18 protein-coding genes are annotated in these 23,214 nt (G+C 64.7%); 7 read left to right on the forward strand and 11 right to left on the reverse strand.

Annotated elements, in window-relative coordinates:
* The first annotated feature begins 34 nt into the window (after positions 1-34).
* Entirely contained in the window at positions 35-1,699 is a 1,665-nt protein-coding gene (locus NO878_RS14325; RefSeq protein WP_256406649.1) for an adenine deaminase, read from the forward strand.
* An 81-nt stretch (positions 1,700-1,780) separates the two neighbouring features.
* Here the strand turns inward: NO878_RS14325 and NO878_RS14330 are convergent, their stop codons facing one another.
* Together NO878_RS14330 and NO878_RS14335 are read right to left on the reverse strand one after the other, a co-directional pair.
* Complete coding sequence (locus NO878_RS14330) at positions 1,781-4,234, reverse strand: xanthine dehydrogenase family protein molybdopterin-binding subunit (protein WP_256406650.1); 2,454 nt, start codon at positions 4,232-4,234, stop codon at positions 1,781-1,783.
* Positions 4,231-4,779 carry a (2Fe-2S)-binding protein gene (locus NO878_RS14335; protein WP_256406651.1) on the reverse strand — a complete coding sequence of 183 codons (549 nt, stop codon included), beginning with the start codon at positions 4,777-4,779 and terminating at the stop codon, positions 4,231-4,233. Before NO878_RS14335 ends, NO878_RS14330 begins: the two co-directional genes overlap by 4 nt.
* Positions 4,780-5,164: 385 nt before the next feature.
* Here NO878_RS14335 and NO878_RS14340 point away from each other — a divergent pair, with 385 nt between their 5' ends.
* Positions 5,165-6,583: an amidohydrolase family protein gene (locus NO878_RS14340; RefSeq protein WP_256406652.1), complete on the forward strand. Its 1,419-nt coding sequence runs from the start codon at positions 5,165-5,167 to the stop codon at positions 6,581-6,583.
* 45 nt (positions 6,584-6,628) lie between these two features.
* Here the strand turns inward: NO878_RS14340 and NO878_RS14345 are convergent, their stop codons facing one another.
* Together NO878_RS14345 and NO878_RS14350 are read right to left on the reverse strand one after the other, a co-directional pair.
* Positions 6,629-7,075, reverse strand: coding sequence for a peroxiredoxin (locus NO878_RS14345; RefSeq protein WP_256406653.1), 447 nt, complete (start codon positions 7,073-7,075; stop codon positions 6,629-6,631).
* A 1,188-nt stretch (positions 7,076-8,263) separates the two neighbouring features.
* Positions 8,264-9,568: an NCS1 family transporter gene (locus NO878_RS14350; RefSeq protein WP_256406654.1), complete on the reverse strand. Its 1,305-nt coding sequence runs from the start codon at positions 9,566-9,568 to the stop codon at positions 8,264-8,266.
* A 200-nt stretch (positions 9,569-9,768) separates the two neighbouring features.
* Between NO878_RS14350 and NO878_RS14355 the strand changes: the two genes are divergently transcribed.
* The 3 genes from NO878_RS14355 to NO878_RS14365 all read left to right on the forward strand — a co-directional run bounded on the left by NO878_RS14355 (position 9,769) and on the right by NO878_RS14365 (position 13,705).
* Complete coding sequence (locus NO878_RS14355) at positions 9,769-11,157, forward strand: dihydroorotase (RefSeq protein WP_256406655.1); 1,389 nt, start codon at positions 9,769-9,771, stop codon at positions 11,155-11,157.
* Between the two features lie 500 nt (positions 11,158-11,657).
* Complete coding sequence (locus NO878_RS14360; protein WP_256406656.1) at positions 11,658-12,470, forward strand: IclR family transcriptional regulator; 813 nt, start codon at positions 11,658-11,660, stop codon at positions 12,468-12,470.
* Positions 12,471-12,922: 452 nt separating this feature from the next.
* Positions 12,923-13,705 (forward strand): SDR family oxidoreductase, encoded by a 783-nt coding sequence (locus NO878_RS14365; protein ID WP_256406657.1) that lies wholly within the window; start codon positions 12,923-12,925, stop codon positions 13,703-13,705.
* Here the strand turns inward: NO878_RS14365 and NO878_RS14370 are convergent, their stop codons facing one another.
* A complete protein-coding gene (locus tag NO878_RS14370) occupies positions 13,706-14,737 on the reverse strand; it encodes an NAD(P)-dependent alcohol dehydrogenase (RefSeq protein ID WP_256406658.1) in 1,032 nt (343 codons plus the stop codon). It lies immediately after the preceding gene.
* Between the two features lie 82 nt (positions 14,738-14,819).
* Here NO878_RS14370 and NO878_RS14375 point away from each other — a divergent pair, with 82 nt between their 5' ends.
* Together NO878_RS14375 and NO878_RS14380 are read left to right on the forward strand one after the other, a co-directional pair.
* On the forward strand, positions 14,820-15,953 hold the full coding sequence (locus NO878_RS14375; protein ID WP_256406659.1) for a hypothetical protein: 1,134 nt from the start codon (positions 14,820-14,822) through the stop codon (positions 15,951-15,953).
* A gap of 38 nt (positions 15,954-15,991) precedes the next feature.
* Positions 15,992-16,813, forward strand: coding sequence for a class I fructose-bisphosphate aldolase (locus tag NO878_RS14380; protein WP_256406660.1), 822 nt, complete (start codon positions 15,992-15,994; stop codon positions 16,811-16,813).
* Between the two features lie 214 nt (positions 16,814-17,027).
* Here NO878_RS14380 and NO878_RS14385 read toward each other — a convergent pair whose 3' ends face one another.
* The 6 genes from NO878_RS14385 to NO878_RS14410 form a co-directional block, all read right to left on the reverse strand.
* Positions 17,028-17,795: an IclR family transcriptional regulator gene (locus NO878_RS14385; RefSeq protein WP_256406661.1), complete on the reverse strand. Its 768-nt coding sequence runs from the start codon at positions 17,793-17,795 to the stop codon at positions 17,028-17,030.
* A 50-nt stretch (positions 17,796-17,845) separates the two neighbouring features.
* The gene (gene dgoD / locus NO878_RS14390) at positions 17,846-18,997 is read right to left on the reverse strand and encodes a galactonate dehydratase (RefSeq protein ID WP_256406662.1); all 1,152 of its coding nucleotides are present in this window, start codon (positions 18,995-18,997) and stop codon (positions 17,846-17,848) included.
* A 57-nt stretch (positions 18,998-19,054) separates the two neighbouring features.
* Positions 19,055-20,050 (reverse strand): 4-hydroxythreonine-4-phosphate dehydrogenase PdxA, encoded by a 996-nt coding sequence (gene pdxA, locus NO878_RS14395; protein WP_256406663.1) that lies wholly within the window; start codon positions 20,048-20,050, stop codon positions 19,055-19,057.
* Between the two features lie 97 nt (positions 20,051-20,147).
* Positions 20,148-21,341, reverse strand: coding sequence for an ABC transporter ATP-binding protein (locus tag NO878_RS14400; protein WP_256406664.1), 1,194 nt, complete (start codon positions 21,339-21,341; stop codon positions 20,148-20,150).
* 67 nt (positions 21,342-21,408) lie between these two features.
* Positions 21,409-22,260 (reverse strand): carbohydrate ABC transporter permease, encoded by an 852-nt coding sequence (locus NO878_RS14405; protein ID WP_256406665.1) that lies wholly within the window; start codon positions 22,258-22,260, stop codon positions 21,409-21,411.
* Complete coding sequence (locus tag NO878_RS14410; RefSeq protein ID WP_256406666.1) at positions 22,253-23,209, reverse strand: carbohydrate ABC transporter permease; 957 nt, start codon at positions 23,207-23,209, stop codon at positions 22,253-22,255. The genes NO878_RS14405 and NO878_RS14410 overlap by 8 nt, the downstream gene beginning before the upstream one ends.
* Between the last annotated feature and the right edge of the window lie 5 nt (positions 23,210-23,214).

Consider the following 23,214-nt stretch of genomic DNA (forward strand, 5'->3'; position numbering starts at 1 on the left):
GGAACCGACGTCTCCGTGGCTCTCCCTCGTATCCATGACTGATCCCGTCGACACACTCGTTCGCGGCACACTAGTAAACGTCCACACTGGGACGCTCGAGGACGGTGCCGTCGCCATCGACGACGGCGAAATCGTCGCACTGGCGGAGCGCCCGGCCGAGCGTACCCTCGATGCCGGCTACGTCACCCCTGGTCTCATCGACGCGCACATGCACGTCGAGTCGAGTATGGTGACGTTGCCGGAGTACGGCGACGCCGTCCTGCCCCGTGGCGTGACGAGCGTCGTTCACGACCCACACGAAATCGCGAACGTGTTGGGGGCGGCCGGCGTTCGCGCCGTCGTCGCGGACGCGACGAACACGCCGCTGAAGGCCAGGTTTACCGTTCCGTCCAGCGTTCCGGCGTCCGCCCTGCAGGACGCGGGGGCGACGGTCGACGCGGCGACCGTGGCGTCGCTGCTCGACCTCGATCCCGTCGTCGCGTTGGGCGAGGTGATGGACATCCCGGGACTGCTCGCCGGCGACGACGAGGTACACGCGAAGATTGCGGCCGCCCGGGAGCGTGGCCTTACCGTCGACGGCCACATGCCCGGCGTCGACGGCGCGGCCCTCCACGAGGCGGCCCGATATCTCGACACCGACCACGAGAGCATCACGCTCGCCGAAGCGCGGGCGCGAGCGACGCTCGGTATCCGGGTCTACCTGCGCGAGGGCTCGTCGAGTCGGAACCTCGCCGATCTCCTGCCGCTGGTCGACACGGTCGACACCCGCCGGCTCTCGCTCTGTACCGACGACCGGGAGGTAGTCGACCTCGTCGATCACGGCGGCGTCGACTTCGCGGTCCGGAAAGCCATCGACGAGGGCGCCGATCCCGTTGACGCTGTGCAGATGGCGACGCTCAACACCGCCGAGAGCTACGACCTGCCGTTCGGCCGGCTCAAACCCGGTGCCCCGGCCGACCTCGTGTTGCTCGACGACCTGGAGTCGTGGACGGTTGCGGGCGTGATGGTCGACGGCGAACTGGACCCCACGGCGGATGCGCGGACCGAGACCACGAACCTGGCGACCGACACCGTCCAGTTCGATCCGGTTTCGGGCGCCGACCTCGCCATCGAGGCCCCCGAAGACGCCGGACACACGGCCCGAGTCCGTGTCGTCGACGCCGTCGGGGGACTCCAGACCGATCCCATGGAGGCCACCGTTCCGGCTGACGCAGGCGTACTGACTCCGCCGGTGGACGAGGATATCGTCTCGCTGGCCGTCATCGAGCGTCACGGGCGGGACGGTGGCATCGGTCGAGGGTTCGCCCACGGTCTCGGCCTGCGCCGTGGTGCCGTCGGCTCCACCGTCGCTCACGACGCCCACAACTGCGTGGTCGCCGGCGCGAGCCACGACGCCATGGCTCGCGTGGCCAACCACCTCCGCGACGTCGGTGGCGGTATCGCCGCCGTCGATCCGGACTCCTCCGAGATGGCGGTGCTCCCACTGCCGGTCGCGGGGCTCATGTCCGACGAACCCCTTGAGACGGTGTACGAGGAGTACAAACGCGTCGAGTCGCTCGCGACCGACCTCGGGTTGGTCGAGGCCGGCCTGATGGAACTGTCCTTCCTCGCGCTAGAGGTCATCCCGACCTACCGCCTGACGAACAGAGGGCTGGTCGACGTCGAAGCGGGCGAACACGTCGACGTGGTGCTGTCCTGACCGTCACTCGGTGGTGGCGCGCTCCGACGCGGTCGGCGAGTCGACGCGACGGATCGGCGGAAACGGCACCCGCGAGCCGTCTCAGTCGTCGTCGAGCGCCGCCTTGATCTTCTCCGGGGTGATCGGCAGGTCGCCGATTCGGACGCCGACGGCGCGGCGAACGGCGTTGCTCAGCGCCGGCGGGACTCCGTTGACCGGAATCTCGGCGACCGATTTCGCGCCGAAGGGCCCGGTCGGCTCGTGGGTTTCGACGATGATCGAGTTCATCGGGGGCTGGTCAGCCGTGGTAGGCATGTCGTAGTCCCGGAAGCCGAGTGTCTCCGGCTGGCCCTCCTCGTCGAAGATGATGCCGTCGCCGGTCGCCAACTCGTAGCTCATGTGCATCGCTCCCTCGACTTGCCCCTCCACAAGGTCGGGGTTGAGGGCGACGCCACAGTCGACGGCGTACACCATGTTGTGAATCTCGAACTCGCCGGTCTCCTCGTTGACGGTCACGTCGACGAACTGCGCGCCGAACGGCGGCGGCGACTCCTCCGTACAGTGGCTCGCGTCGCCCATGACGTGGGCGCGAACCTCGTCGCCGTACATCGACTCGTAGCCGATCTCTTCGAGCGAGACCGACTCGCCGGTGACCTCCGAGACGACCGCCTCCTCCTCGACGGTGAACGCCGATTCCGGTTCGTCGAGCATCCGCGAGGCGAACTCGAAGAGCATCCCGCGGGCGTCTTCGGCGGCCTTCTTGACCGCCTGCCCGGTGATGTACGTCGTTGAGGAGGCGTACGCGCCGTGGTCGAACGGCGAGATATCGGTGTCCGACGGTTGCACGAGCACGTCCGCTGGGGGCACGCCGAGCACCTCGGCCGCGATCTGGGCCATCACGGTGTCGGCCCCCGGCCCGATGTCGACGGCGCCGGTCTGGAGGATGAACGAGCCATCCTCGTTCATCTTGATGTGGGCCGCACCGAGTTCGTCGCCGGGAACGCCGCTGCTCTGGATGGTGAGCGCCATGCCACAGGCCCGATGGAGGTGGTCCGCGTCGGGCTGTTCGATGTCGTCCCAGCCGATTGCCGCGCGCCCCTCGGCGATGCACTCGCCGAGACCACACGAGCGGATGCGCCGCCCGTACTCCTTGTCTTTGAGGATGCCGGACGCCACGTCGAGGTCGCCCTCCGAGATCACGTTCCGCGAGCGAAGCTCGATGGGATCGAGATCGAGTTCGTGGGCGATTTCGTCCATGTGTCCCTCGACGGCGAGATGGCCTTGCGGGGCGCCGTAGCCACGGAAGGCACCCGCGACCGGCAGGTTGGTGTGGACGGCGGTCGCCTCGAAGCGGATGTTCGGCGTGTGCGTGTACAGCGGCAGCGGCTTCTTGCCGACGGCGCTCGAGACGGTCATCCCGTGGGGTCCGTACGCCCCCGAGTTCGTGACGGCGTCCATATCCAGCGCCCGGAGGTTGCCGTCGTCGGTCACGACGCTGCGGAGCGTGACGCGGGCGGGTCGACGGTTACGGACCGCGTGGAACTGCTCGCGACGCGTCGTCTCGACCATCACCGGCCGGTCGGCGGCCTCCGCGAGCGCCATCGCAATCGGCTCGGTGTGCATCCCCTGTTTCGAGCCGAATCCGGCGCCGATCCGCGGTTTCGACACCTGAATGTCCTTGACCGGCACGTCAAAGAGATGCGACAGCTGTCGACGCGTATGGTAGGGAACTTGCGTGCTGGAGATGAGGTGATGCCGGTTGTCCTCGTCGCGGTGGGCGATGGTCGTGTGCGGTTCGGGCACGCAGTGGGACTGATAGGGCGTCTCCCACTCCGTCTCGATCACGGTCAGGTCGTCACGCTCCTCGGCCTCGGCGAAGGCGGCGTCGACGTCACCGATTTCGCCAGACACGTTGGCCTCGACGTTTCGCTCGTAGTCTGCGCCGGGCTGGTGATTTTCCACCTCGTCGGGGTCGTGGATCTGGGGCGCCTCGGGGTTCGTCGCCTCGGCGGTGTCGAAGACGGCGTCGTACTCCTCGTAGCTCACGTCGAGTTTTCGCGCGGCCTTGCTCGCGGTGTCCTTGTCCTCGGCGACGACGGCGGCGATGGGGTCGCCGACGAAGCGCACCGTCCGGCGAAGCACCCGGAGGTCCCACGGCGAGGGCTCGGGGTAGGACTGGCCGGCGGAGGTGTAGGGCTTGTTCGGGACTTCGGGGGAGTCCGGCGTGACGACGGCGTAGACGTCGTCCATCGCTGCCGCGGCGCTCGTGTCGATATCGGTCACGACACCGTGTGCGATGTCCGAGCGGACGATTTTCGCCTCGGCGAGGTTCGGGAACTCACGGGCGTAGTCGGCCGCGTACTTCGCCTCGCCGGTGACGATCTTTTTCGCGTCGTCTTTCTCCTCACGATGTGAGACCACTCGGCGCTCGGTCGGCTCCTTCCGGTTGTTCGGCGCCTCGTCCCACTCGACCGGGTTGGCCTCCTCGACCTTCGAGGAGTCCGCGGTCCGCTCTTCCTCCGTCTCGTCGGTGTTCGGCTCGTTTGTCTTGCTCATTTGCCACACCCTCCGTCGGGATAGCCACAGCCACACCCGGCGTCGTCGCCATCGGGATAGCCGCCGTCGGCCGCCACGTCCGCCTCGCCGGACATCCGAGTCGAGGCGTCCTGTACGGCGTCGATAATCTTTTCGTAGCCGGTGCACCGACAGAGGTTCTCCGAGAGGGCGTCACGAATCTCGGCCTCGTCGGGGTTCGGCGTCTCTTCTAGCAACACCTTCGAACGCATGATCATACCCGGGATACAGAACCCACATTGAAGCGCGGCGTTGTCGACGAACGCCGACTGCACCGGACCTAGGTCGTCCTGCGTACCCAGGCTCTCGATAGTCTCGACGTCCGCGCCCTCGAGTTGGCTTGCTGGCCGAATGCAAGACTTGACCGGTTCGCCGTCGACGATGACGGTGCAGAACCCACAGTTACCGGTGTCACAGCCGCGTTTCGCGCCGGCATACCCGTTGTCCCGGAGGACGTCAAGTAGGGTGTCCGAGCGCGCGGCTTCAAACGTTACGTCGTCGTCGTTCAGCGTGAGATCAATTTCCATACGTATCTCCATCGACTGTCGATCGTGAAGTCGGTCCACACGTGTCGGGAGAGAGGTCGCGTCGCCGCTGCCCGCGGGGTTGGCAGCCGCCCCGATCTCCCGATGTCTGGTATGTCACGGCCTCGCATAGAATGTGTAGTAGAGGAGCAGTTAAAATTTTCCATGACTGATCCGTCGATGTGGGAGACGCGTCGAAGTCCGTCGCCCGTCCGAGCGACGTCGACGGCGCCCTTACGTGCCGGTCGGTGACAGGTGGACGCGGAGATTTATGAGGTGACGTGACAAACCGACTGCGCATGGCACTCGTGCAATCGAGCCGATGGCGCGACTCGGCCGGCGGCCGGGCGCCCGTCGGAGTCGGGAAACGTCGGACCGATCCAGGCACATGACGGACGTACTGATTACCGGCGGAATAGTCCTCACACAGAACCGGGAGCGAGAGGTCATCGAAGACGGCGCAGTCGCCGTCGAGGGCGACCGAATCTCGGCAGTCGGGTCGGCCGCGCGTCTGAAGACGGAGACGGACCCGAACCGGATCGTCGACGCCGACGGTGGAGTGGTGATTCCCGGTCTGATAAACGCACACACCCACGTCTCCGACATCTTCCTCCGCGGTGCGTTCGAGGGCGACCGGGGGCTGTACGACTGGCTGTTCAACGTGAAACAGCCCGCTCTCTCCGTGATGGACGCCGACGAACACGCGCTCGCGGCCCGACTGTACTGCGCCGAGGCGATTCGATCGGGAACGACCACGTTCGTCGAGAACGCGACGGCCCTCGACTGGACCGACCTCGATCCGACACGCCGGAAACTCGCGGTCTACGACAATCTTGGCGTCCGGAACGTCTACGGCGCCGGACTCAGGGATCGTTCGCCCGACGCGGCGTTCAGGCGCCTGTTCGAGGAGCTCACCGACGCCGGTGGCGGGTCCGTTCACCCGGGACCGGGCGCACTCGTCGTCGACACCGAGGACGGATTAGCGGACGTCGAGTCACTCATCGAGACGTATCACGAGTCGGACGGTCGGCAGTCGGTCTGGCCGGCCCCGGCGACGCTCGCGACGACCACACCCGATATGCTCCGCGGGGCGTACCGTCTCGCCGAGGAGTACGACGTGATGACGACGGCCCACGTTGCCGAGGCGGAAGCCGAGGCCGAGGAACGCGGCGCCGTCTCTAGCATCGAGTATCTCCGTAACGTTGGCTATCTGGGTGAGCGCGCGCTGCTCGGTCACTGCGTCCAGACGAACGCCCGTGACGTGCGGCTACTCGCGCAGACGAACACGCCGGTCGTCCACAACTTTCGGGCGAATATGCGACTCGCGACCGGTTTCGCGCCCGTCGTCGAGATGCTCGGTCGCGGCGTCACCGTGAGCATCGGAACGGACAACACGATCCTGAACGACACGGTCAATCCCCTCTCGGACGCCCGCGCCGTCGCGACGGCACACAAGGGCTACCACCGCGACTCCGGCGTCATCCCTCCACAGACGGCCTTCGATATGGTGACGCGGGACGCCGCCGCGGCTATCGGACGCGACGACGACCTCGGGTCGCTGGAACCGGGCACGCAGGCCGACCTCGCGGTTATCGACCTCGACCGACCACACCTCACGCCCGCCCCTGATCCAGTCCACGCCCTCGTCTACGGCCTCCAGGGCAACGAAGTCGAAACGGTCCTCTGTGCGGGCGAGGTACTGATGGACGACCGTGAACTGTGCACGCTGGACGAACCCCTTCCGGATCTCCTCTCGGCGGCCGAACGCACGGCTGCCGATATCGTCCAACGGGCAAAGATCGAGTGAGCGGGGACGGGAACTCCGCTCGTGGGCCATCCTCCTGCCGCCTCCTCACTCGGCGGCGATACCCATGTCGACGAGGTCCTGTAGTACGTCTCGCGCGTGCCCATCAGGGTCGACGCCGCGGTAGACACGCTTCACCTCACCGTCGGCAAGTGCGTACGTGACGCGGTCAGCGGCCCCGCCTTCGACCGGGACGCCGAACGCGGCCGCAACCTCGCCGTCGGGGTCGGCGAGGAGGTCGACGCCGAGGTCGTATTTCTCTCGGAAGGCGGCGTGACTCTCGGTGTCGTCGGTCGAGACGCCGTAGACGGCGACGCCGGCGTCGCGATACGTCGCCAGTTCCGTGTCGAACTCCTCGGCCTCGACCGTACACCCCGGCGTGTCGTCGCGCGGGTAGAAATAGAGGATTGTCGGCTCGGCGAAGGTGAGCGTCACCGTATCGCCACTGTGGTCGGCCGCCGTTACCTCGGGTGCATCGTCACCTGTGTCGAGCATACGCTCCACGTCAGCCGACAACGATTTAGATATTGCCCTTCGGCGCCACGCCGATCGGCGTGGCGTTCCCGTCAGCCGTCGTGACTCCGAGTGCCCCGCACCGGTAGCCGTCCAACACCCCTCATTCGTCGCGTTCGAACGGTGGCAACCTACCGAAAACGGTCGTTCGACCCCGACACGTCACCGTTGCGTGCGGCGTCGAAGATGTATTCGCCGTATCATTACGGTTTCATTTCGCAAACGCTTGGAGTGCGGCGATCGGAACGATGGGGGTGTCCCCTACAGGTTGCGCTCTCGGCTCTCAACCACCCCCACAGCCGATCAAAATAACAAGCATATCTTTGTTAGTATTTTGGCACCAGTCGGCTCGCTATCCGATCGAACTGATCGTCGACATCAGGGGACACGAGGGCGATGGCGCATCCGTATGCGTTTAATATATGCAAACAGGCTCCGACCGCTTTCGCGGTCCCCCGCGTCCACGAATCATCATCCTAGCTGGTCGAACGTTGGGGTTCGATTCTACAAGGACGATCTGTCGGACTCCGATCGCAAAGTTGTTTATCGCACGCGCCATGCATCAGACTGTCCGGTGCGTAGCGTCTTCAGAACGAGCGTCGAAACCGTTCGTTTCCGCGACTCCGTCTCCCCTTCGGGGATCGGTCGTCTGTCGTGATCCACCGCTACGTCCATCCGGACGGGCGTCTGACCCCGTCCCGACCGCTTCAGATGACAGCACCGGCACGATGGCCGGTCGGATCGTGGCGTCGGGCGCCCGGGTGCCTTCTTCCGTCTCTAGTCGGTGCCGAACACGACCGGCGTCGGTATCCGTCGGTTCGTGTCCGGGCCGATTCAGTACCGTGTTCCTCGTCAGTCGGACTGGCGCCGAACTCCGCGTCCGTCGTGGTTCTCGCGAAGACGCGTTTCGCTAACGCGGCGGATGTACGGGATCTATAGCACTCACGCCCTCTCATCACTTGAGGCCGCTCCAATGTTACGCGTGAGTCGGACGTCGTCCCGACGCGCTGAAGTAGCGGACCCGTCCGTTGGCCTCGCCGCGTTCACTCCCCGGACAGTGGCGGTACGCGCCGGCGACCACGGCCCCAGTGACCGGACGATGACGTCGCTTGGCGTCGCCGACCGATCCCGACGTGGAAGGGACTGCGACGTTTCACCGACTCCTTCGCCTCAATCACCTTCGACGGTCGGTGCACTTTGTGTCGTTAGCGAGCGAATCACGTATTCGTTGAACTTCGCCTTCGAGAGTACGGTGTAAGCGACGAACGCGGCTGGCAGTCCGATAACCCACGAGAGATCCAGAATCGGGAGGCTAACCACCACGCCGAGCAGCGTACTGACCATCCCCGTCGCAGAGAATCCCCGGAAGAACCAGAACTTCGACTCGTCAGTTCGGTCATACAGCGCTTCGATATCGGTGTCGCGCTCCCTGATGATCCAGTAGTCCGCGAGCAGGACTCCGACGATGGGCCCAAGGAACGCCGCGTAGATCTGGATGAACGTCGAGAACAGCGCGCTCGTGAACAGCATCCAGGGGAACGAGAGGAACGACAGCACCGTCGTTATCACGAGACCCTGCTTCCAACTGACGCCGAGCGAATCTTGGAACACGTGGGTCGGCGGCAGGAGGTTGTTCACGAGGTTGGTCGAAATCTGTGCCAGGATCGCGAACAGCAGCATTGCCGCGCCGAGGGCCGGACTGGGGGCGACCGCCATGATCGCCTCGACCGGATTCGTGATCCCGGTCGTGACGCTGAACAGCAGCCCGATCAGTAGCATGAAGAGATACGCTGGGACGAGACCCAGCAGGTTACCAACTGCTAGGTTCACCGCGCCCCGTTCCGTATCGAGGTGGCGTGTGATGTCTGAGATATTCAGTGCAGCGGTGATGAGCTGCCCGCCGACCGCGGCAATGAACCCGATGAACGGAAGCCCCCACGATCCGGGGTGGTTGATGGGTTCCGACGGGATGGTCTGCGTAGACAACACGACGTACCCCGTGTACGCCAGCAGAACGACGATCACGCCGGCCGAAATGGCGTCGAACCATTTGATCGAGTCGATCCCGTACCACGCGAGCGCCAGGTTCAGTATCCCGAACAGCACGAAGTACACCTGTAGATTCCCGAAGCCCCACAGCGTTGTGGTAATCGTGTTGATCGCGAGCGCTCCGATCCAGTTTCCGATCCCGAGGTAGATAATCGCGGGCACTGCCCGGAGGTAGTTGGGGATGGTCGACCCACGGACCCCGAACGCAGAACGCGTCTGTACGGCGAACGGGACGCCCTCCTCGAACCCGGGGAACCCATTGAGGAAAAAGAGCAACCCCAGAATGATTGTCCCGATCAGGGAGGCGACGATCACCTGTATGAGGTTGAGTTCGCCCTGTGGGTGGATGGCGAAAAACGCCACCGCCATTGACTGGACGACGATGACGGCCGCCCACCAGAGTGGAACGTACTGGGATAGCTTCATCGATCGGTCGTCGATCGATGTCGGAGTCAGGTCTTCTGCAGCCGATTCTTCACCCATGTCTCTGCTCCTGGAGTGATGCTGGCATGTCTCCAGTTCCCACACGATTATGACGAATGTTAAATGTATGGGTCTATTGTATATTTTACATCAGGTGTGTGGACAATAGTCACAGTTAAGATGGCGGCAACACGAGGAAGCGTATGACCGTAGACTTGGTCATAGCCAATGGCACAGTGGTAACAGCAGACCGAACGCTCGAGGCGAGCCTCGCGGTCGACGACGGGAAGATTGCCGCCGTCGGGGATCGGGAGAGTATGGCCGACGCCGACGAGGTGGTAGACGCCTCAGGGCAGTTGGTGATGCCCGGTGTCGTCGACCCCCACGTCCACATCGACGGCTACCTCTCGAACGACTCGTACGAGACAGGGACGAGTGCGGCCGCGCTGGGTGGGGTGACCTCGTGTGTCAACTTCGCGTGGGAGGCGTGGATCGGTGACCTCAGCATCTGGGACGAGGAAGGCACGTTGCTGGAGGCCGTGGAGCGACAGAAGCGCAAGGGCGAGGATTCGCTGATCGACTTCGGACTCCACGGCGTCATCACGCGTGAGGATCCGACCGTCTTCGACGAACTGGATGCAGTGGTCGACGAAGGTGTCACCTCGATCAAGATGTTCACGGCCTACGAAATCGGCCTCTCAAACGGGTTCATGAACCACGTCTTCGAGGAGGTTGCCGCCCGCAACGCCGTCGCGGTACTCCACACGGAGGATGCGTCCGTCTGCAACCAGCTGACCGAACGGCTCAAGGCTGCGGGCGAGAGCCATCCGCGCGAGTATCCTCGTGCCCGCCCGGACTACGCGGAGGCGATGGCCGCCGAGGACGCCGTCCGAATGGCACAGGAAGCCGGTGCCAAGTATTACGGCATCCACACTACCTGTGCGAAAGCCGCCGACGTGCTTGCTGACTTCCAGACCGACGGGAGCGAAGTTCGCGGGGAGACGTGCACGCACTACACGGCCCTAGACGAGTCCGCCTACGAGACGCAGGGTACGCTGGCGATTCAGGCACCGCCGCTCCGAACGCCTGCGGATCGGGACGCGATGTTCGCGCACCTCCATGATGGTGCACTGAGCGTCGTCTCGACCGACCACGTCGCCTTCCGCCGCGCCGACAAGGAGGTCGAACACTGGTGGGACAGCTCCTTCGGGGTCAACGGACTACAGACGAGCCTCCCAGTGTTTCACGACGAGGCGGTCAACGAGCGCGGGTTCTCGTACCCGTTCCTCGTGCGGGTGATGTGTGCGAATCCTGCGCGGACGTTCGGTCTCCCCGGGAAGGGTACGCTCGAACCCGGCACCGACGCTGACATCGTGGTCTTCGACCCAGACGAGGAGTACACGATCACCGCGGCCGACAACGCCTCGGTCGCCGACTACTCCGTGTACGAGGGGCGGGAGGTCACCGGCCGCGTGAAGAAGACGTTCCTGCGCGGCGAACTGATCGCGGACGACGGCGATGTCGTCGGCGAACCCGGGTACGGTGAGTACGTCCACCGGGAGCGGCCCGACTGGTCGCCGAATCGGCAGTGAACCGGGACAGCAGGCTGAGTGGCGTCACGTAGTCTGACGGGTTGCGTGTCAGTACGGTGCTCTTTTTTATCGAAGGCGTCGGTCGACGACTCCATCCCGGTCACGGCCGATCCGCCGAACGGAATGCGGTCGGTCCGCTGTCGCCGGGACGCTCCTACGAGCGTCGTTCACACGACCCGAACGCCTCTCGCTCCGTCCGCCTGGCACCCTTCGCTTGTTCGTCCGACGACCACGGCCCAGGCCACCGATTTATCCGACAGCGCTCGTCACGTGAGTGGCGCCCTTCACGATGTGTGAACAATAGACGGCTCGAACTGTATCGTCGAGCCACTGTGCACACGGTATGAGTCGAGCGCGGTGCCGGAAGCCTACAGATGACCCAAAATCATTCCTGCAAGTAATATATCTCTCTAAAAATGATGAAATAAACGCGGAACAGCCCCGACTGTAGTTCACACATACCGAACAACTATGTGTGTACGTTCCAATCAGCGTTCACGATGAACGACACCCAAGCGCGCCCGGTCAAGACGACGCAAACGTCGATTCGGATCGGACGAGCGATTCAGCGTCGGGACGGGGCGACGCTAACCGAACTGTCGGAGGCTCTAGACTTGGCGAAAAGTACCGTCCACAACCATCTGGCGACGCTCGTCGAAGAGGGATTACTGGTCGAGGAAGGGGGCCAGTACTACATTGGGCTCCGATTTCTGGAGTTCGGCGAACACGCCCGAAACCGACGGGAGCACTACACCCCGGCGAAACTCCAGGTGTACCGACTGGCAGAGTCGACGAACGAGGAGGCAAACTTCGCCGTCGCGGAGAACGGATACATGTACTCCCTCGAGTACGTCATGGGTGACGCGAACCCGAACAACCCGGCTGTCGGGAGTACGTTTCTGAGCGTCGGGAGCAAGTTCCGGATGCACAACTCCGCCCCTGGCAAGGCCGTTCTCTCGGCACTGCCGACCCATCGCGTCGAGTCGATTCTCGACCGGCGCGGACTTCCGGCGACGACAGAGAACACCATCACTGACCGGGAGACACTGCTCGAAGAACTCGAAACCGTCCGCGAACAGGGGTACGCCACGAACGACGAGGAACTGGAGGTCGGATTCCGGTCCATCGCCGCGCCCGTCACCCTAGACGACGGAACGGTGTTGGGCGGCTTGTCTATCGGTGGCCCGGCGTACCGCTTCGAACTCGATGACGCATCCGGTGGCCGATCCGTCGATACCCTCCGGAAGGCGGTTGCGGACGTCGAACGCGAAATTGGCCGGATGGCGAATGTGGACGACGACTCCAAAGAATAACAACTATATGTCTGTTATTTCTGCAGACGTATCCGAGTCGACTAGCGGCGGCCGGTTTCCCGTTCGGCCGTCGGCGTCGGAGGCCGGTTTCCCGTTCGGCCGTCGGCGTCGGAGGCCGGTTTCCGATATAGAAACGTCGGCACGAACCCGCATCGCGGTACCATTCGCCGGTAGACTGAGGGGCGATTTGGTGGCTGCGCCGAGAACTAAACTGCCCGGTACACAGCGCTTACTGGTGGGTGAGCCACGCCCCACAGATGCCTCCCAGACGGAGTCGGCCGCCTGTCGTGACCCGGCGCGACGCCAAGTCGGAGTGGGGTCGGTCGCTCGATGTTCCGTGGCTCCGCTGTTGTCACACCTGATGCCGGTATCTCCCGAGAGCGAGAGTCGAACGACGGCCGCCCAGGATGGGTGGCCGAGGATTTATGAGCGTCCGACGTGAGCCATCGCGCATGTCAGTCTTAGATTCGTTTCGGCTCGACGGTGAGACGGCGCTCGTAACCGGTGCCGGACGTGGCCTCGGTCAGCGGATGGCGACGGGTCTCGCGGAGGCCGGTGCCGACGTCGCCATCGCCGATGTCGATGCTGATACCGGGACCGAGACGGCGGCGACCATCGCCGAGGACACCGGCGCGGAGACGACGTTCGTCCGGGCGGACGTCACCAGCGAGGACGACGTCGAGGCGATGATCGATCAGGTCGAGTCGGACCTTGGACCGGTCGACGTCCTCGTCAACAACGCCGGCATCGTCGAGAACGCGCCGGCGGAGGAGATGACCCTCGACCAGTGGGAACGGGTGGTCGACGTGAACTTGACCGGCGTGTTTTGCTGTGCTAAACACGTCGGCGCACGACTGCTCGACCGGGGTGCGGAGGGGTCGATCATCAATATCGCCTCGATGTCGGGACATATCGCCAATCACCCCCAGCCACAGGCTGGGTACAACGCCTCGAAGTCCGGTGTCGCCGGCCTCACCCGATCGTTGGCCTCGGAGTGGGCGACGGCGGACATCCGGGTCAACGCCATCGCGCCCGGATACATGCGAACGGACATGGTCGATAACACGCTCGCCGAGGATCCGGAGATGGAAGAGACGTGGCTGGCAGACACGCCGATGGGTCGGCTCGGTCGGCCGGCGGAGCTCAAACCCGTCGCGGTGTTCCTCGCATCGGACGCCTCCTCCTATATGACCGGGGAAGTCGTCTTCGTGGACGGCGGGTTCACCGTTCGGTGATCAGTCGCCGACGGTGATCATCCCCTTGACGAGCGAGGGGTCGTCCGTCCGCTCGAAGGCCGCAGTCACTTCCGAGAGGGGCATCTCGAAGTCGATGATTCCCTCGACGTCGACGTCGCCGCTCGCTAGGAGGTCTATGGCTGCGGGGTAGGTGTTCCGGAAGCGAAAGGAGCCGTGGACGTCGAGTTCGCCGTTGATGATGTCGTGGGTGTCGAGCGGAATCTCTCCCTCGCCGGCGAGGCCGACGAGGGCGACCGAGCCACCCTGGCGAACGACTTCGGTGGTCGACCGGATGGCGGCAGCGGCACCCGACGCTTCGATGGCCACGTCAACACCGTCGTCGCGGGTGAGGTCGGCCACCCGCTCGGCCAGGTCTTCTTGGGACGGATCGACGGTGGCGTCGGCGCCCCGTTCCCTCGCCCGGTCGAGTTTCTCCGGGACGACGTCGCTGAGGATGATCTGGGAGGCGCCGGCGACGCGGGCGGCCTCCATAGCGAGCATCCCAATCGGTCCGCCGCCCGTGATGAGGACGGTGTCGCCGACGCCGACGTTTCCGCGGCGGGCAGCGTGGAGGCCGACGCTCAGGGGTTCACAGAGTGCGCCCGCCTGCGTCGACACGTTCTCGGGGAGTGGATAGGCGAACTCGGCCGGCCAAGCGACGTACTCGGTGAACGCCCCGTCGACCGGTGGTGTCGCCATGAATCGAACGTCGGGACAGAGGTTGTACTCCCCTCGCCGGCAGGCGTCGCACTCAAAACAGGGGACCCCGGGTTCGAGCGCGACCCGATCCCCGACGGCCACGTCCTCAACGTCAGCCCCGACGGCGACAATCTCGCCCGCGCTCTCGTGGCCGAGGACGAGGGGGTTCTCGACGACGAAGTCACCGATACGGCCGTGACGATAGTAGTGGACGTCGGACCCGCAGATCCCGACCCGTCCCACGGCAACGAGTACGTCGGTGGGTCCGGGGTCCGGACGAGAGCGTTCCTCGAACTCGAACGTCTCCGGCTCGGTCAGCACGGCGCTTTGCATACCCGGACTCACGCGAATGACCCACTAAAGCGTTACCCGAGGACAATCCCTATTACCGAGGCCCGCACAGAGGGGAGCACCGATGAGTCAGGAATCGACCCTCGACAAGGCGACTCGCGACGCCGTGGCGGCCTGTCGGCGCGAACTGCCGGCGTCGGTACGGGCGCCCCGAACGGTCCTCGGGTTCGACGGCTTCGTCGACAACGTCCGGCGGGTGGTCGACGAGCGCACCACCGCCGAATCGTTCGAACCGATGACGGAACTCGGGGCGTTCGGCGAGCGTATCGCGGCGTCGGCCGACGACCGGAGTTCCATCACCGTGGAGTGGACACGCGAGGGTACCCGAACCGGCGGCCTCACCTGTCACTTGGCGCGTGCCTTCATCGGCCTCGACGCCAGCCCCGTGATGATCGGGGCGTACGGGGCGCCGGAACTTGACGTGTTCGCCGACGAGTTCGCGGCGGCGACCCGCCACTCGTTCGGGGCTCCAAACTACACCGAGGCCGTGGAGTTCGACGACGGCAAACTCCTCGTCACGGAGACGGGGGCGACGCGGACGCTGGACTGGGAGACGCTCACCGACGCGGTCGGGGTCGAGACGCTCGCTGACGCGCTCGACGGCGCCGACGCGTTCGGCATCGGTTACTGGGTGGTCATTCCCGAACTCCCGTCGATACTGACCGGACTCAGGGAGGCGGTGTGGCCGACGCTCGCGGACCCGCCGGAAACGGTGCTTTTGGACCCCGGCGACGTTCGCCAACTCTCCGACGACGTCCTCGCCGAGGGAATCGACCCGATACGGGCGTTCGCGGACGTCGCGCCCGTGACACTGAGTGCGAACCGCGCGGAGATGCAGCGGCTCGCAGCGCGCTTCGAGGCGCCGCCGTCGCTGTCGGCGGCCGCCACGGCGGTCCGGGACGGCCTCGGCCTGCACCGTGCCGTTGCCCACGCTGACGACGTCTCCGTCGCTGCCGGCCCCGACGGCCTCACGTCGGTGGCCGTCCCCACCGTCGACGACCCGGAACTGACGACCAGTGCGGGCGACCACTTCAACGTCGGCCTGCTGCTCGGCCTTGCGGCCGGCCTCTCGGATCCGGCGGCCGTCTGTCTGGGCAACGTCGTCGCCGGACACTTCGTCCGGCACGGTGCGCCGCCGGCCGAGGCGGACCTCCGAGCGTTCCTCGACGGCTATCTCGACGCCTTCTCCGACCGGTGAATTTTACACCCCAGTCTCCGAGGTAGGGACGAAGTCGCATGACTGATACATACGACCTCCTCGACACGCGGTCGGGAAACGCCGTCGTCGTCGCCCTGGACCACGGTCTCAACATGGGCTCGGTCGATGGGTTCAAACGGCCCGAATCGACGCTTCGGGCCGTCTTGGCGGGCGACCCGGACGGCGTCCTCGTCGGCCCACACTTCGCCCGACGGTTCGCCGACACGCTCGACTCGTCGGGTGTCGATGTCCTGCTCACCGCCGATGCGGCGCTGTTCTCGGCACGCCCTGGCGCCCGGACGGGCGAGGACATCTGGACGCCGGCCTTCTCGACGTCGTTCCTCCGAGAGTTCGACCCGAAGGGTATCAAGGTAGCGCTCGTGTTCGGCCGCGACGACCCGCGGGTGTTCGAACGCAACGTCGCCTACGTCTGTGAACTGGCGGAGCAACTCCACGACACGGATATTCCCCTCGTCGTCGAGCCGGTGATGTGGGGCCGCCACGTCCCGGACGACAGGAGTACCGACCCGGAACTGGTGGGGAACGCGAGCCGCCTCGCCTGGGAGTACGGCGCCGACGTGCTCAAGATTCCGTACACCGGCGACCGGGAGACGTTCGAAGCCATCGTCGACGCCGCACCAGTGCCGGTCACCATCCTCGGTGGTCCCTCCTCAGGAAGTCCCGAGTCGATGCTGGACACGGTGTCCGCGGCCGTCGCGGCGGGCGCCCGTGGGCCTATCATCGGACGATCCATCTGGCAGACGCCCGACCCGGAGCGGGTCGTCACCGCACTCGGTGCCGTCGTCCACGAGAACGCCGCTCCGGCGGACGCCTGGCAGGACGCCGCGGACGGCGGATAGCGAGCGTGACGACAGGTGAGCCACTTCCACGGTGTCGCCGGGGGCACGACCGTTCGAACGTCACTCGGTCCGTGTCTCCGTGGCGTCGGTGGCCGCTCTGTTTTGCCCTGCTAAACAACGCCGTCCAGTATCGCACGCGGATACCCCGTCGCACCTCCGAAATCATCATTAACGTTCACGCTAGATCCGCGACTGCGAACAGCGTTTAGAAATACTAAACCTCGGCGTCACGGAGGTGCTGTGTCAGTCGCTCCGCGGCGCTGATGGCGAGGCCCGGGATGTCCTGTTGGAACGTCTTCCCGCGCATGTGTTCGTCGATGCCTAGGACGCCGACGGCGCCCCGGACGGTCCCCGATAGGACGATGGGGACGGCGATACCCTGGACTCCGGCGTACAGTTCGCCCCGGTCGTAGGCGAGTCCCTCGTCGCGCACGTGTTCGAGTTCCCGACTGAGGGGTTCGGTGTCGGTGATGGTGTGGTCCGTCCGCTCGACCGGATCGGCGATATCGATGGCGTCGGACGCATCGAGACTGTCGTGGTTGGCGAGCACCGCCTTCCCGGCCGCCGAACAGTGAAGCGGGAGGGTGTCGCCGGCGACACCGTCCGGGCCTGCGTACTTCTCACCCTGTTCGCTGTGGACGAGTACCGCCTGGTGTTCCTCCCGTGCCACCAGGTTGATTCGCTGCCCCGTGGCCTCGGCGAGTTCCACGAGGGCGTCCCTCGGAACCGTCGCGAGTCGCGTCCGCTCCGTCGCCCGCCGCCCCGGGTACAGAAATCGGAGGCCGACGTGGTAGCTATCCCCGTCCTTGGTCACGTACCCGCTCTCACGGAGGGTGGCGAGGTGGTTGTGGACGGTGCCTTTCGTGAACGGCGTGGCCGCCGCCAGTTCCGTCACCGATGCCCCGTCGTGAGCCACGAGCATCTCGACGATGCGGAGGGTCGTCCGTGTCGTCTTGACCGGGTTGCGGGCGTTGACGTCCATGTCCCCTTCTCCGTGCTTCTCTCACTAATCGTTTAGCATCAGTAAACCCGCTACCACTCGGCGACGCTGCCGTCCTCGTGGTGCCAGAGCGGTGTCTGCCACCGGATCTCTTTTTCCGACTGCTCCCGGACGTAGGACTCGTCGACGTCGATTCCGAGTCCCGGCTCGGTGGGCGGTTCGAGGTTGCCGTCGTCGTACTCGAAGACGGTTGGATCTTCGAGATACCGGAGGTGTTCGTTGCCCTCCAGTTCGTGGACGCCGATACTCTGCTCTTGGAGAACCGCGTTCGGGGTGCTGAAGTCGATCTGAAGACACGCGGCGAGTGATATCGGGCCGACGGGGCATTTCGGCATCACGTCGACGTCGTACGCCTCAGCCATGGCGGCAATCTTCTTCACCTCGGAGATACCGCCTGCGTGGGTGATGTCGGGCTGGACGATGGCGACGGCGTCGTTGCCGAGGACGCGCTTGAAGTCCCAGCGCGTGTACATCCGCTGGCCCGTCGCCATGGGAGCGCCGACCGTCGGCGACAGTCGTTCGAGCGATTCGTTCTGGTCGGGCAAGACGGGTTCCTCGAGAAATCGGACGCCGTACGGTTCGAGCACGCTTGCGAGGCGAGGGAGACGTCCCTTGCTGATGCGCCCCCGGCAGTCGACGGCGATGTCGGCCTCGTCGCCGACGGCATCGTCGACTGCCGCGACGCGATCCCTGGCGATTTCGACGACTTCCTCGCTGTTCCGTGTGTGTGAGCGCGCGGTCATCGTCAGCTTGACCACCGAGTAGCCGTCGTCGACGGCGCGTTCGGCGTCTGCGGCCACCTCTCCCGGCTGATCACCGCCGACCCACTGGTAGAGCGGGATTCGGTCCCGTGCCCGTCCGCCGAGTAACTGGTAGACCGGAACCCCCAGTTGCTGGCCCTTGATGTCCCAGAGTGCTTGGTCGATGCCCGCGATGGCGCTCGAAAGAATGGGGCCACCACGGTAGTGACCGCCACGATAACAGCGCTGCCAGTGGCGCTCGATTTCCATCGGGTCGTTGCCGAGGAGGAAGTCCTCGACCAGTTCGCTGACCGCCGCCCGAACCGTCCGGGTACGGCCCTCGAGGGCTGGCTCTCCCCATCCCACCGTCCCGTCGCTGGTCGTCAGCTTCAGAAACAACCACCGCGGCGGGACGGAGAACAGTTCGTAGCCGGTCACGTGCATACTCCTATCCTTCGACAATAGAGACTTATACGTATCGCCGGGAGTCGTGTGCGTCGGTTACTCCGTCGAAGGAGGGGTCGCCGCCATGCCCGCCTCCGCTGCCCGCCCCGCCGCTTGGAGCGCGTCGATCATGCTGTCCGCGTCCGCGATGCCCTCGCCCGCGATGTCGAACGCGGTGCCGTGCATGGTGCTCGTCCGGATGATGGGGAGGCCGATGGTCATGTTGACGCCTGCAACCCCGCCGCTTGGCAACACACCGTGGATGTAGACGGGGATGTGCCCCTGGTCGTGGTACATCGCGACGACGCCGTCGAACCGGCCGACGGCAGCTTGGTTGAAGATGTTGTCCGGCGCCCAGGGTCCCGATGCATCGATCCCTGTCTCCTGGGCCTGCTCGACCGCCGGTGTGATCTCTTCTTTGTCTTCGGTGCCGAGGACGCCGTCCTCACCGGCGTGGGGGTTCAGCCCACAGACGGCAATCGAGGGGTCCTCGATGCCCAAATCACGGAGGCCCTCGTCGGTCACCTCGATGGTTTCGAGGACACGCTCCGTCGAGATGGTGTCGATAGCCTCCTGCAGCGACATGTGGACGGTGACGTGGGTGACGTGTAGTCCGTCCTGGATCAGAAGCATCGAGTACTCGTCGGTGTCGGTCCGGTCGGCGAGTAGGTTCGTATGCCCCGCGTATTCGCTCCCCCCCAGTTCGAGTGCCTTCTTGTTTATCGGCGCGTTACACATGGCGTCGATGTCGCCCGCAAGCGCGAGTTCGATACCGCGCTCGACGTACTCGAGGCTCGCCTGGCCGTAGTCGCCCCGGTGTTCACCGCGGGCCACCTCGTCGACGTTGTCGAAGTCGACGACGTCGAGGGTTCCGTCCTCGTAGTCGGCGTCGCCGACGGCGTCGACCCCCCGAATCGAGAGGTCGCTGTCACAGGCCGCGACGGCGCTTTGCATCACGTCCACGTCTCCGAGGACGACCATCCGAACGTCGTCACACACCTGCGAGTAGGCCGTGACGATGATCTCACTCCCGATGCCTGCCGGATCCCCCATAGTTACACCTACGATTGGTCGGGTCGCTTGCATCGAGTGCCGATTCCACCCACACTCAAATCAACTTTGCTATCGTGGGGATCCAGCGGTCGCGACGCTACGTGTTGACGACGCCGTCGCCGCCGTCGCCGTGGGTCACCTGTCGCGCCTCGGCGGGGTCGGCGAGGTTGCGCGACTCGACTGTCGTCCCCTCCTCGTCGAAGATGTACAGCGCCTTGCGCGGGAACGAGAAGTGAACGCTGGTCCCGGATTCGGGCTCGAACCCGGGCGAGACGCGCGCCGTCCACGTCCGGGACCCGACGTCGAAATACAGGAGATTATCGCTTCCGAGTGGTTCGACCACGTCGACGGTTGTCGTGTGGTGTTGGCCCTCGAACGCCGCTGCCTCGGCGCGCAGCACGACGTCTTCCGGGCGAACACCGACGGTTACCCGGTCGCCCACCTCGATCGGGAGGTCGGCGTTCGTGTCCCCCGTCGCGTCGAGGTCGTACGTAAAGGCGTCACTCGTGACGGATTCCAGGACCGTCTGCCCGTCGCGACGGACGGCCTCTGCCTCGACGGTGTTCATCGATGGACTCCCGATGAAGCCGGCGACGAACTGGTTGGCGGGATGGTTGTACACCTCGTTCGGTTCGCCGATCTGCTGGAGGGTGCCGTCGTTCATCACTGCGATGCGGTCGCCCATCGTCATCGCCTCCTCCTGATCGTGCGTGACGTAGATGGAGGTGACACCCAACTGCTCTTGGATGCGGGAAATCTCCGTCCGCATCTGCTTGCGAAGCTTCGCGTCGAGGTTCGAGAGCGGTTCGTCGAACAGGAACGCCTCCGGGTCGCGGACGATTGCCCGCCCGAGGGCGACGCGCTGCTGTTGGCCGCCGGACAGCGACTTGGGTTTTTTGTCCAGGAGTTCGCCAATCTCCAGCAGGCTGGCCACGTCCTCGACCCGTTCCTCGATGTCGGCGTCCGAGAGATCGGTGGAGAGTCGGAGTCCGAAGCCGATGTTCTCCCGCACGTTCATGTGGGGGTAGAGCGCGTAGTTCTGAAACACCATCGCGATATCCCGCTCGCGCGGTTCGAGGTTGTTCACGCGAGTCGTCCCGATCGAGATATCGCCGCCCGTCGGGTCTTCGAGGCCCGCGATCATACGGAGCGTCGTCGACTTCCCACATCCTGACGGGCCGACGAGGACGAGGAACTCCTCGTCCTCGATTTCGAGAGACAGATCGTTGACCGCGACGATGCTACCGTTGTTGAACGCCTTGCTCACGTGATTGAGTGCGATTTGTGCCATGGTTACTGTCGAGAATACGGTTGTCGGTGATCGATACGAGAAGCGGGGGAGCCTCGAGGCGAACGGGTCATTCCTTGACCGCCCCCATCGTCAGGCCGCTAACGAGGTGTCGCTTGACGATAACGCCGAAGGTGACCATCGGCAGGAGGATGACGACGCCGGTCGCCATCACGCGACCCCACAGCGTCCCGGTCTGGGTGACCAGTTGCGACGCCGCGATGGGCATCGTCTGTGTGGCGTTGCTGGTGAAGATCAGCGCGAAGATGAAGTCGTTCCACGAAAAGACGATGGCGATGATGGCAGTGGCGCCCATCCCTGGCCACACGAGCGGGAGGGACACCTTTCGGAACGCTTCCCACTTGGTCGCGCCGTCGATACGGGCAGCCTCCTCCAAGGCCTCGGGCACCTCGTCGAAGAACGAGCGCATCAACCAGATGGCAAAGGGAAGGTTGAACGTCGTGTGGGCGATGATGAGGCCGAGGTGTGTGTTTAGCAGGTTCAGGTAGCTGTAGAGGTAAAACAGCGGGATGACGACGACGACGATGGGGGCCATCCGGGTGCTGATGATCCAGAACGCCAGGTGTTTTTTGCCCCGGAGGTCGAGCCGCGAGAGACCATAGCCGCCGACGGTGCCGAGACTGACCGAGAGCACCGCCGTGCCGAGCGCGACGATGATGCTGTTGATGAGGAACGGCGTCACCGGGTTCGAACCCATAAACATGTCCACGTAGTACTGGAGCGTGGGGTCGAAGAATATCGTCGGCGGGAATTCGAACATCGAGCGCCGGATCTTCAGCGAGGAGATGGCCATCCAGAACAAGGGCAGGAGCGTCCAGATGGCCACCACTCCGAGGAAGGCGTACGGGCCGTACCGTCTGACCGGCCCCGGGAGTCCTGACGATGCCGTCGACTTACTCATCGCCGGCGCCCCCCATAATCGTCTCGACGAACATGAGACCCATCAGGATGGTGACGATGAGCAACACCAACCCCGTTGCGGAGCCGTAGCCCAGGTTGAAGAATCGGAGCGCCCGCTCGTAGACGTAGAGGCCAATTACCTTCGTCGAGCTGGAAGGCCCCCCACCCGTCGTGATGAACACCTTTGCGAAGTAGCGCATCAGGTCCATCGACCGCAACAGGAGGGCGATGGCGATGGCCGGCTTCAACAGTGGAAGAGTCACGTGGCGGAACTGGGTAATCCCCGTCGCGCCATCGACGCTCGCGGCCTCGTAGAGATGCTGTGGGATGCTCTTGACCCGAGCCAGGATGATCAGGACGACAAGCGGTGTCCACTGCCACGTGTCCATGATGATGATGGACACGAGCGCGCTCGTCGAATTGGCGAGTATTGGCTGGTCTACAAACAGCCCCACCTGGTTCAACATGTACGTATAGAGGCCGAAGGAGGGATCGAGGAGGAACTGCCAGAGCAGACCCACGACCACCGGCGCGATCATCATCGGCATGATGATGATGCTCGTCAGGAGATTCTCGCCCCGCGACACGCGGTGGAGCATTACGGCGATGAGAATCCCGAGGCCGAGTTGCAGACCCAGCGATCCCGCCACGTAAAATAGGGTTACCCGCCACGAGTTCCAGAAGTTCCCGTCCGCGGCCATCTGCGTGTAGTTCCCGAAGCCGAGGAAGATCACCTCGTTGACCGGCGTGAAGTTCACCTCGTGGAACGACAGGTAGATCATCACCACCAACGGGATGATACTGAGTACCGCGAGGGTTGCGATGCTCGGGAGGAGCAGTAACATCTCGAACGAAATCGGCACCGAATCGAGTACCGACTGGTCCGTCTCCTCGGGCTCGCCACCGACGTACGCGTCTGTTGGCATCGTATTCGTTTGTTGTCCGGTCATCGAGT

The organism is Haloplanus ruber (assembly GCF_024494725.1).
Taxonomy (GTDB): Archaea; Halobacteriota; Halobacteria; order Halobacteriales; family Haloferacaceae; genus Haloplanus; species Haloplanus ruber.

Excerpts from the sequence above, each read along its gene's own strand:
- NO878_RS14325 (WP_256406649.1), top strand. The coding sequence starts at position 35 with ATGACTGATCCCGTCGACACACTCGTTCGCGGCACACTAGTAAACGTC.
- NO878_RS14330 (WP_256406650.1), bottom strand. The coding sequence starts at position 4,234 with ATGAGCAAGACAAACGAGCCGAACACCGACGAGACGGAGGAAGAGCGG.
- NO878_RS14335 (WP_256406651.1), bottom strand. The coding sequence starts at position 4,779 with ATGGAAATTGATCTCACGCTGAACGACGACGACGTAACGTTTGAAGCC.
- NO878_RS14340 (WP_256406652.1), top strand. The coding sequence starts at position 5,165 with ATGACGGACGTACTGATTACCGGCGGAATAGTCCTCACACAGAACCGG.
- NO878_RS14345 (WP_256406653.1), bottom strand. The coding sequence starts at position 7,075 with ATGCTCGACACAGGTGACGATGCACCCGAGGTAACGGCGGCCGACCAC.
- NO878_RS14350 (WP_256406654.1), bottom strand. The coding sequence starts at position 9,568 with ATGAAGCTATCCCAGTACGTTCCACTCTGGTGGGCGGCCGTCATCGTC.
- NO878_RS14355 (WP_256406655.1), top strand. The coding sequence starts at position 9,769 with ATGACCGTAGACTTGGTCATAGCCAATGGCACAGTGGTAACAGCAGAC.
- NO878_RS14360 (WP_256406656.1), top strand. The coding sequence starts at position 11,658 with ATGAACGACACCCAAGCGCGCCCGGTCAAGACGACGCAAACGTCGATT.
- NO878_RS14365 (WP_256406657.1), top strand. The coding sequence starts at position 12,923 with ATGTCAGTCTTAGATTCGTTTCGGCTCGACGGTGAGACGGCGCTCGTA.
- NO878_RS14370 (WP_256406658.1), bottom strand. The coding sequence starts at position 14,737 with ATGCAAAGCGCCGTGCTGACCGAGCCGGAGACGTTCGAGTTCGAGGAA.
- NO878_RS14375 (WP_256406659.1), top strand. The coding sequence starts at position 14,820 with ATGAGTCAGGAATCGACCCTCGACAAGGCGACTCGCGACGCCGTGGCG.
- NO878_RS14380 (WP_256406660.1), top strand. The coding sequence starts at position 15,992 with ATGACTGATACATACGACCTCCTCGACACGCGGTCGGGAAACGCCGTC.
- NO878_RS14385 (WP_256406661.1), bottom strand. The coding sequence starts at position 17,795 with ATGGACGTCAACGCCCGCAACCCGGTCAAGACGACACGGACGACCCTC.
- dgoD (WP_256406662.1), bottom strand. The coding sequence starts at position 18,997 with ATGCACGTGACCGGCTACGAACTGTTCTCCGTCCCGCCGCGGTGGTTG.
- pdxA (WP_256406663.1), bottom strand. The coding sequence starts at position 20,050 with ATGGGGGATCCGGCAGGCATCGGGAGTGAGATCATCGTCACGGCCTAC.
- NO878_RS14400 (WP_256406664.1), bottom strand. The coding sequence starts at position 21,341 with ATGGCACAAATCGCACTCAATCACGTGAGCAAGGCGTTCAACAACGGT.
- NO878_RS14405 (WP_256406665.1), bottom strand. The coding sequence starts at position 22,260 with ATGAGTAAGTCGACGGCATCGTCAGGACTCCCGGGGCCGGTCAGACGG.
- NO878_RS14410 (WP_256406666.1), bottom strand. The coding sequence starts at position 23,209 with ATGACCGGACAACAAACGAATACGATGCCAACAGACGCGTACGTCGGT.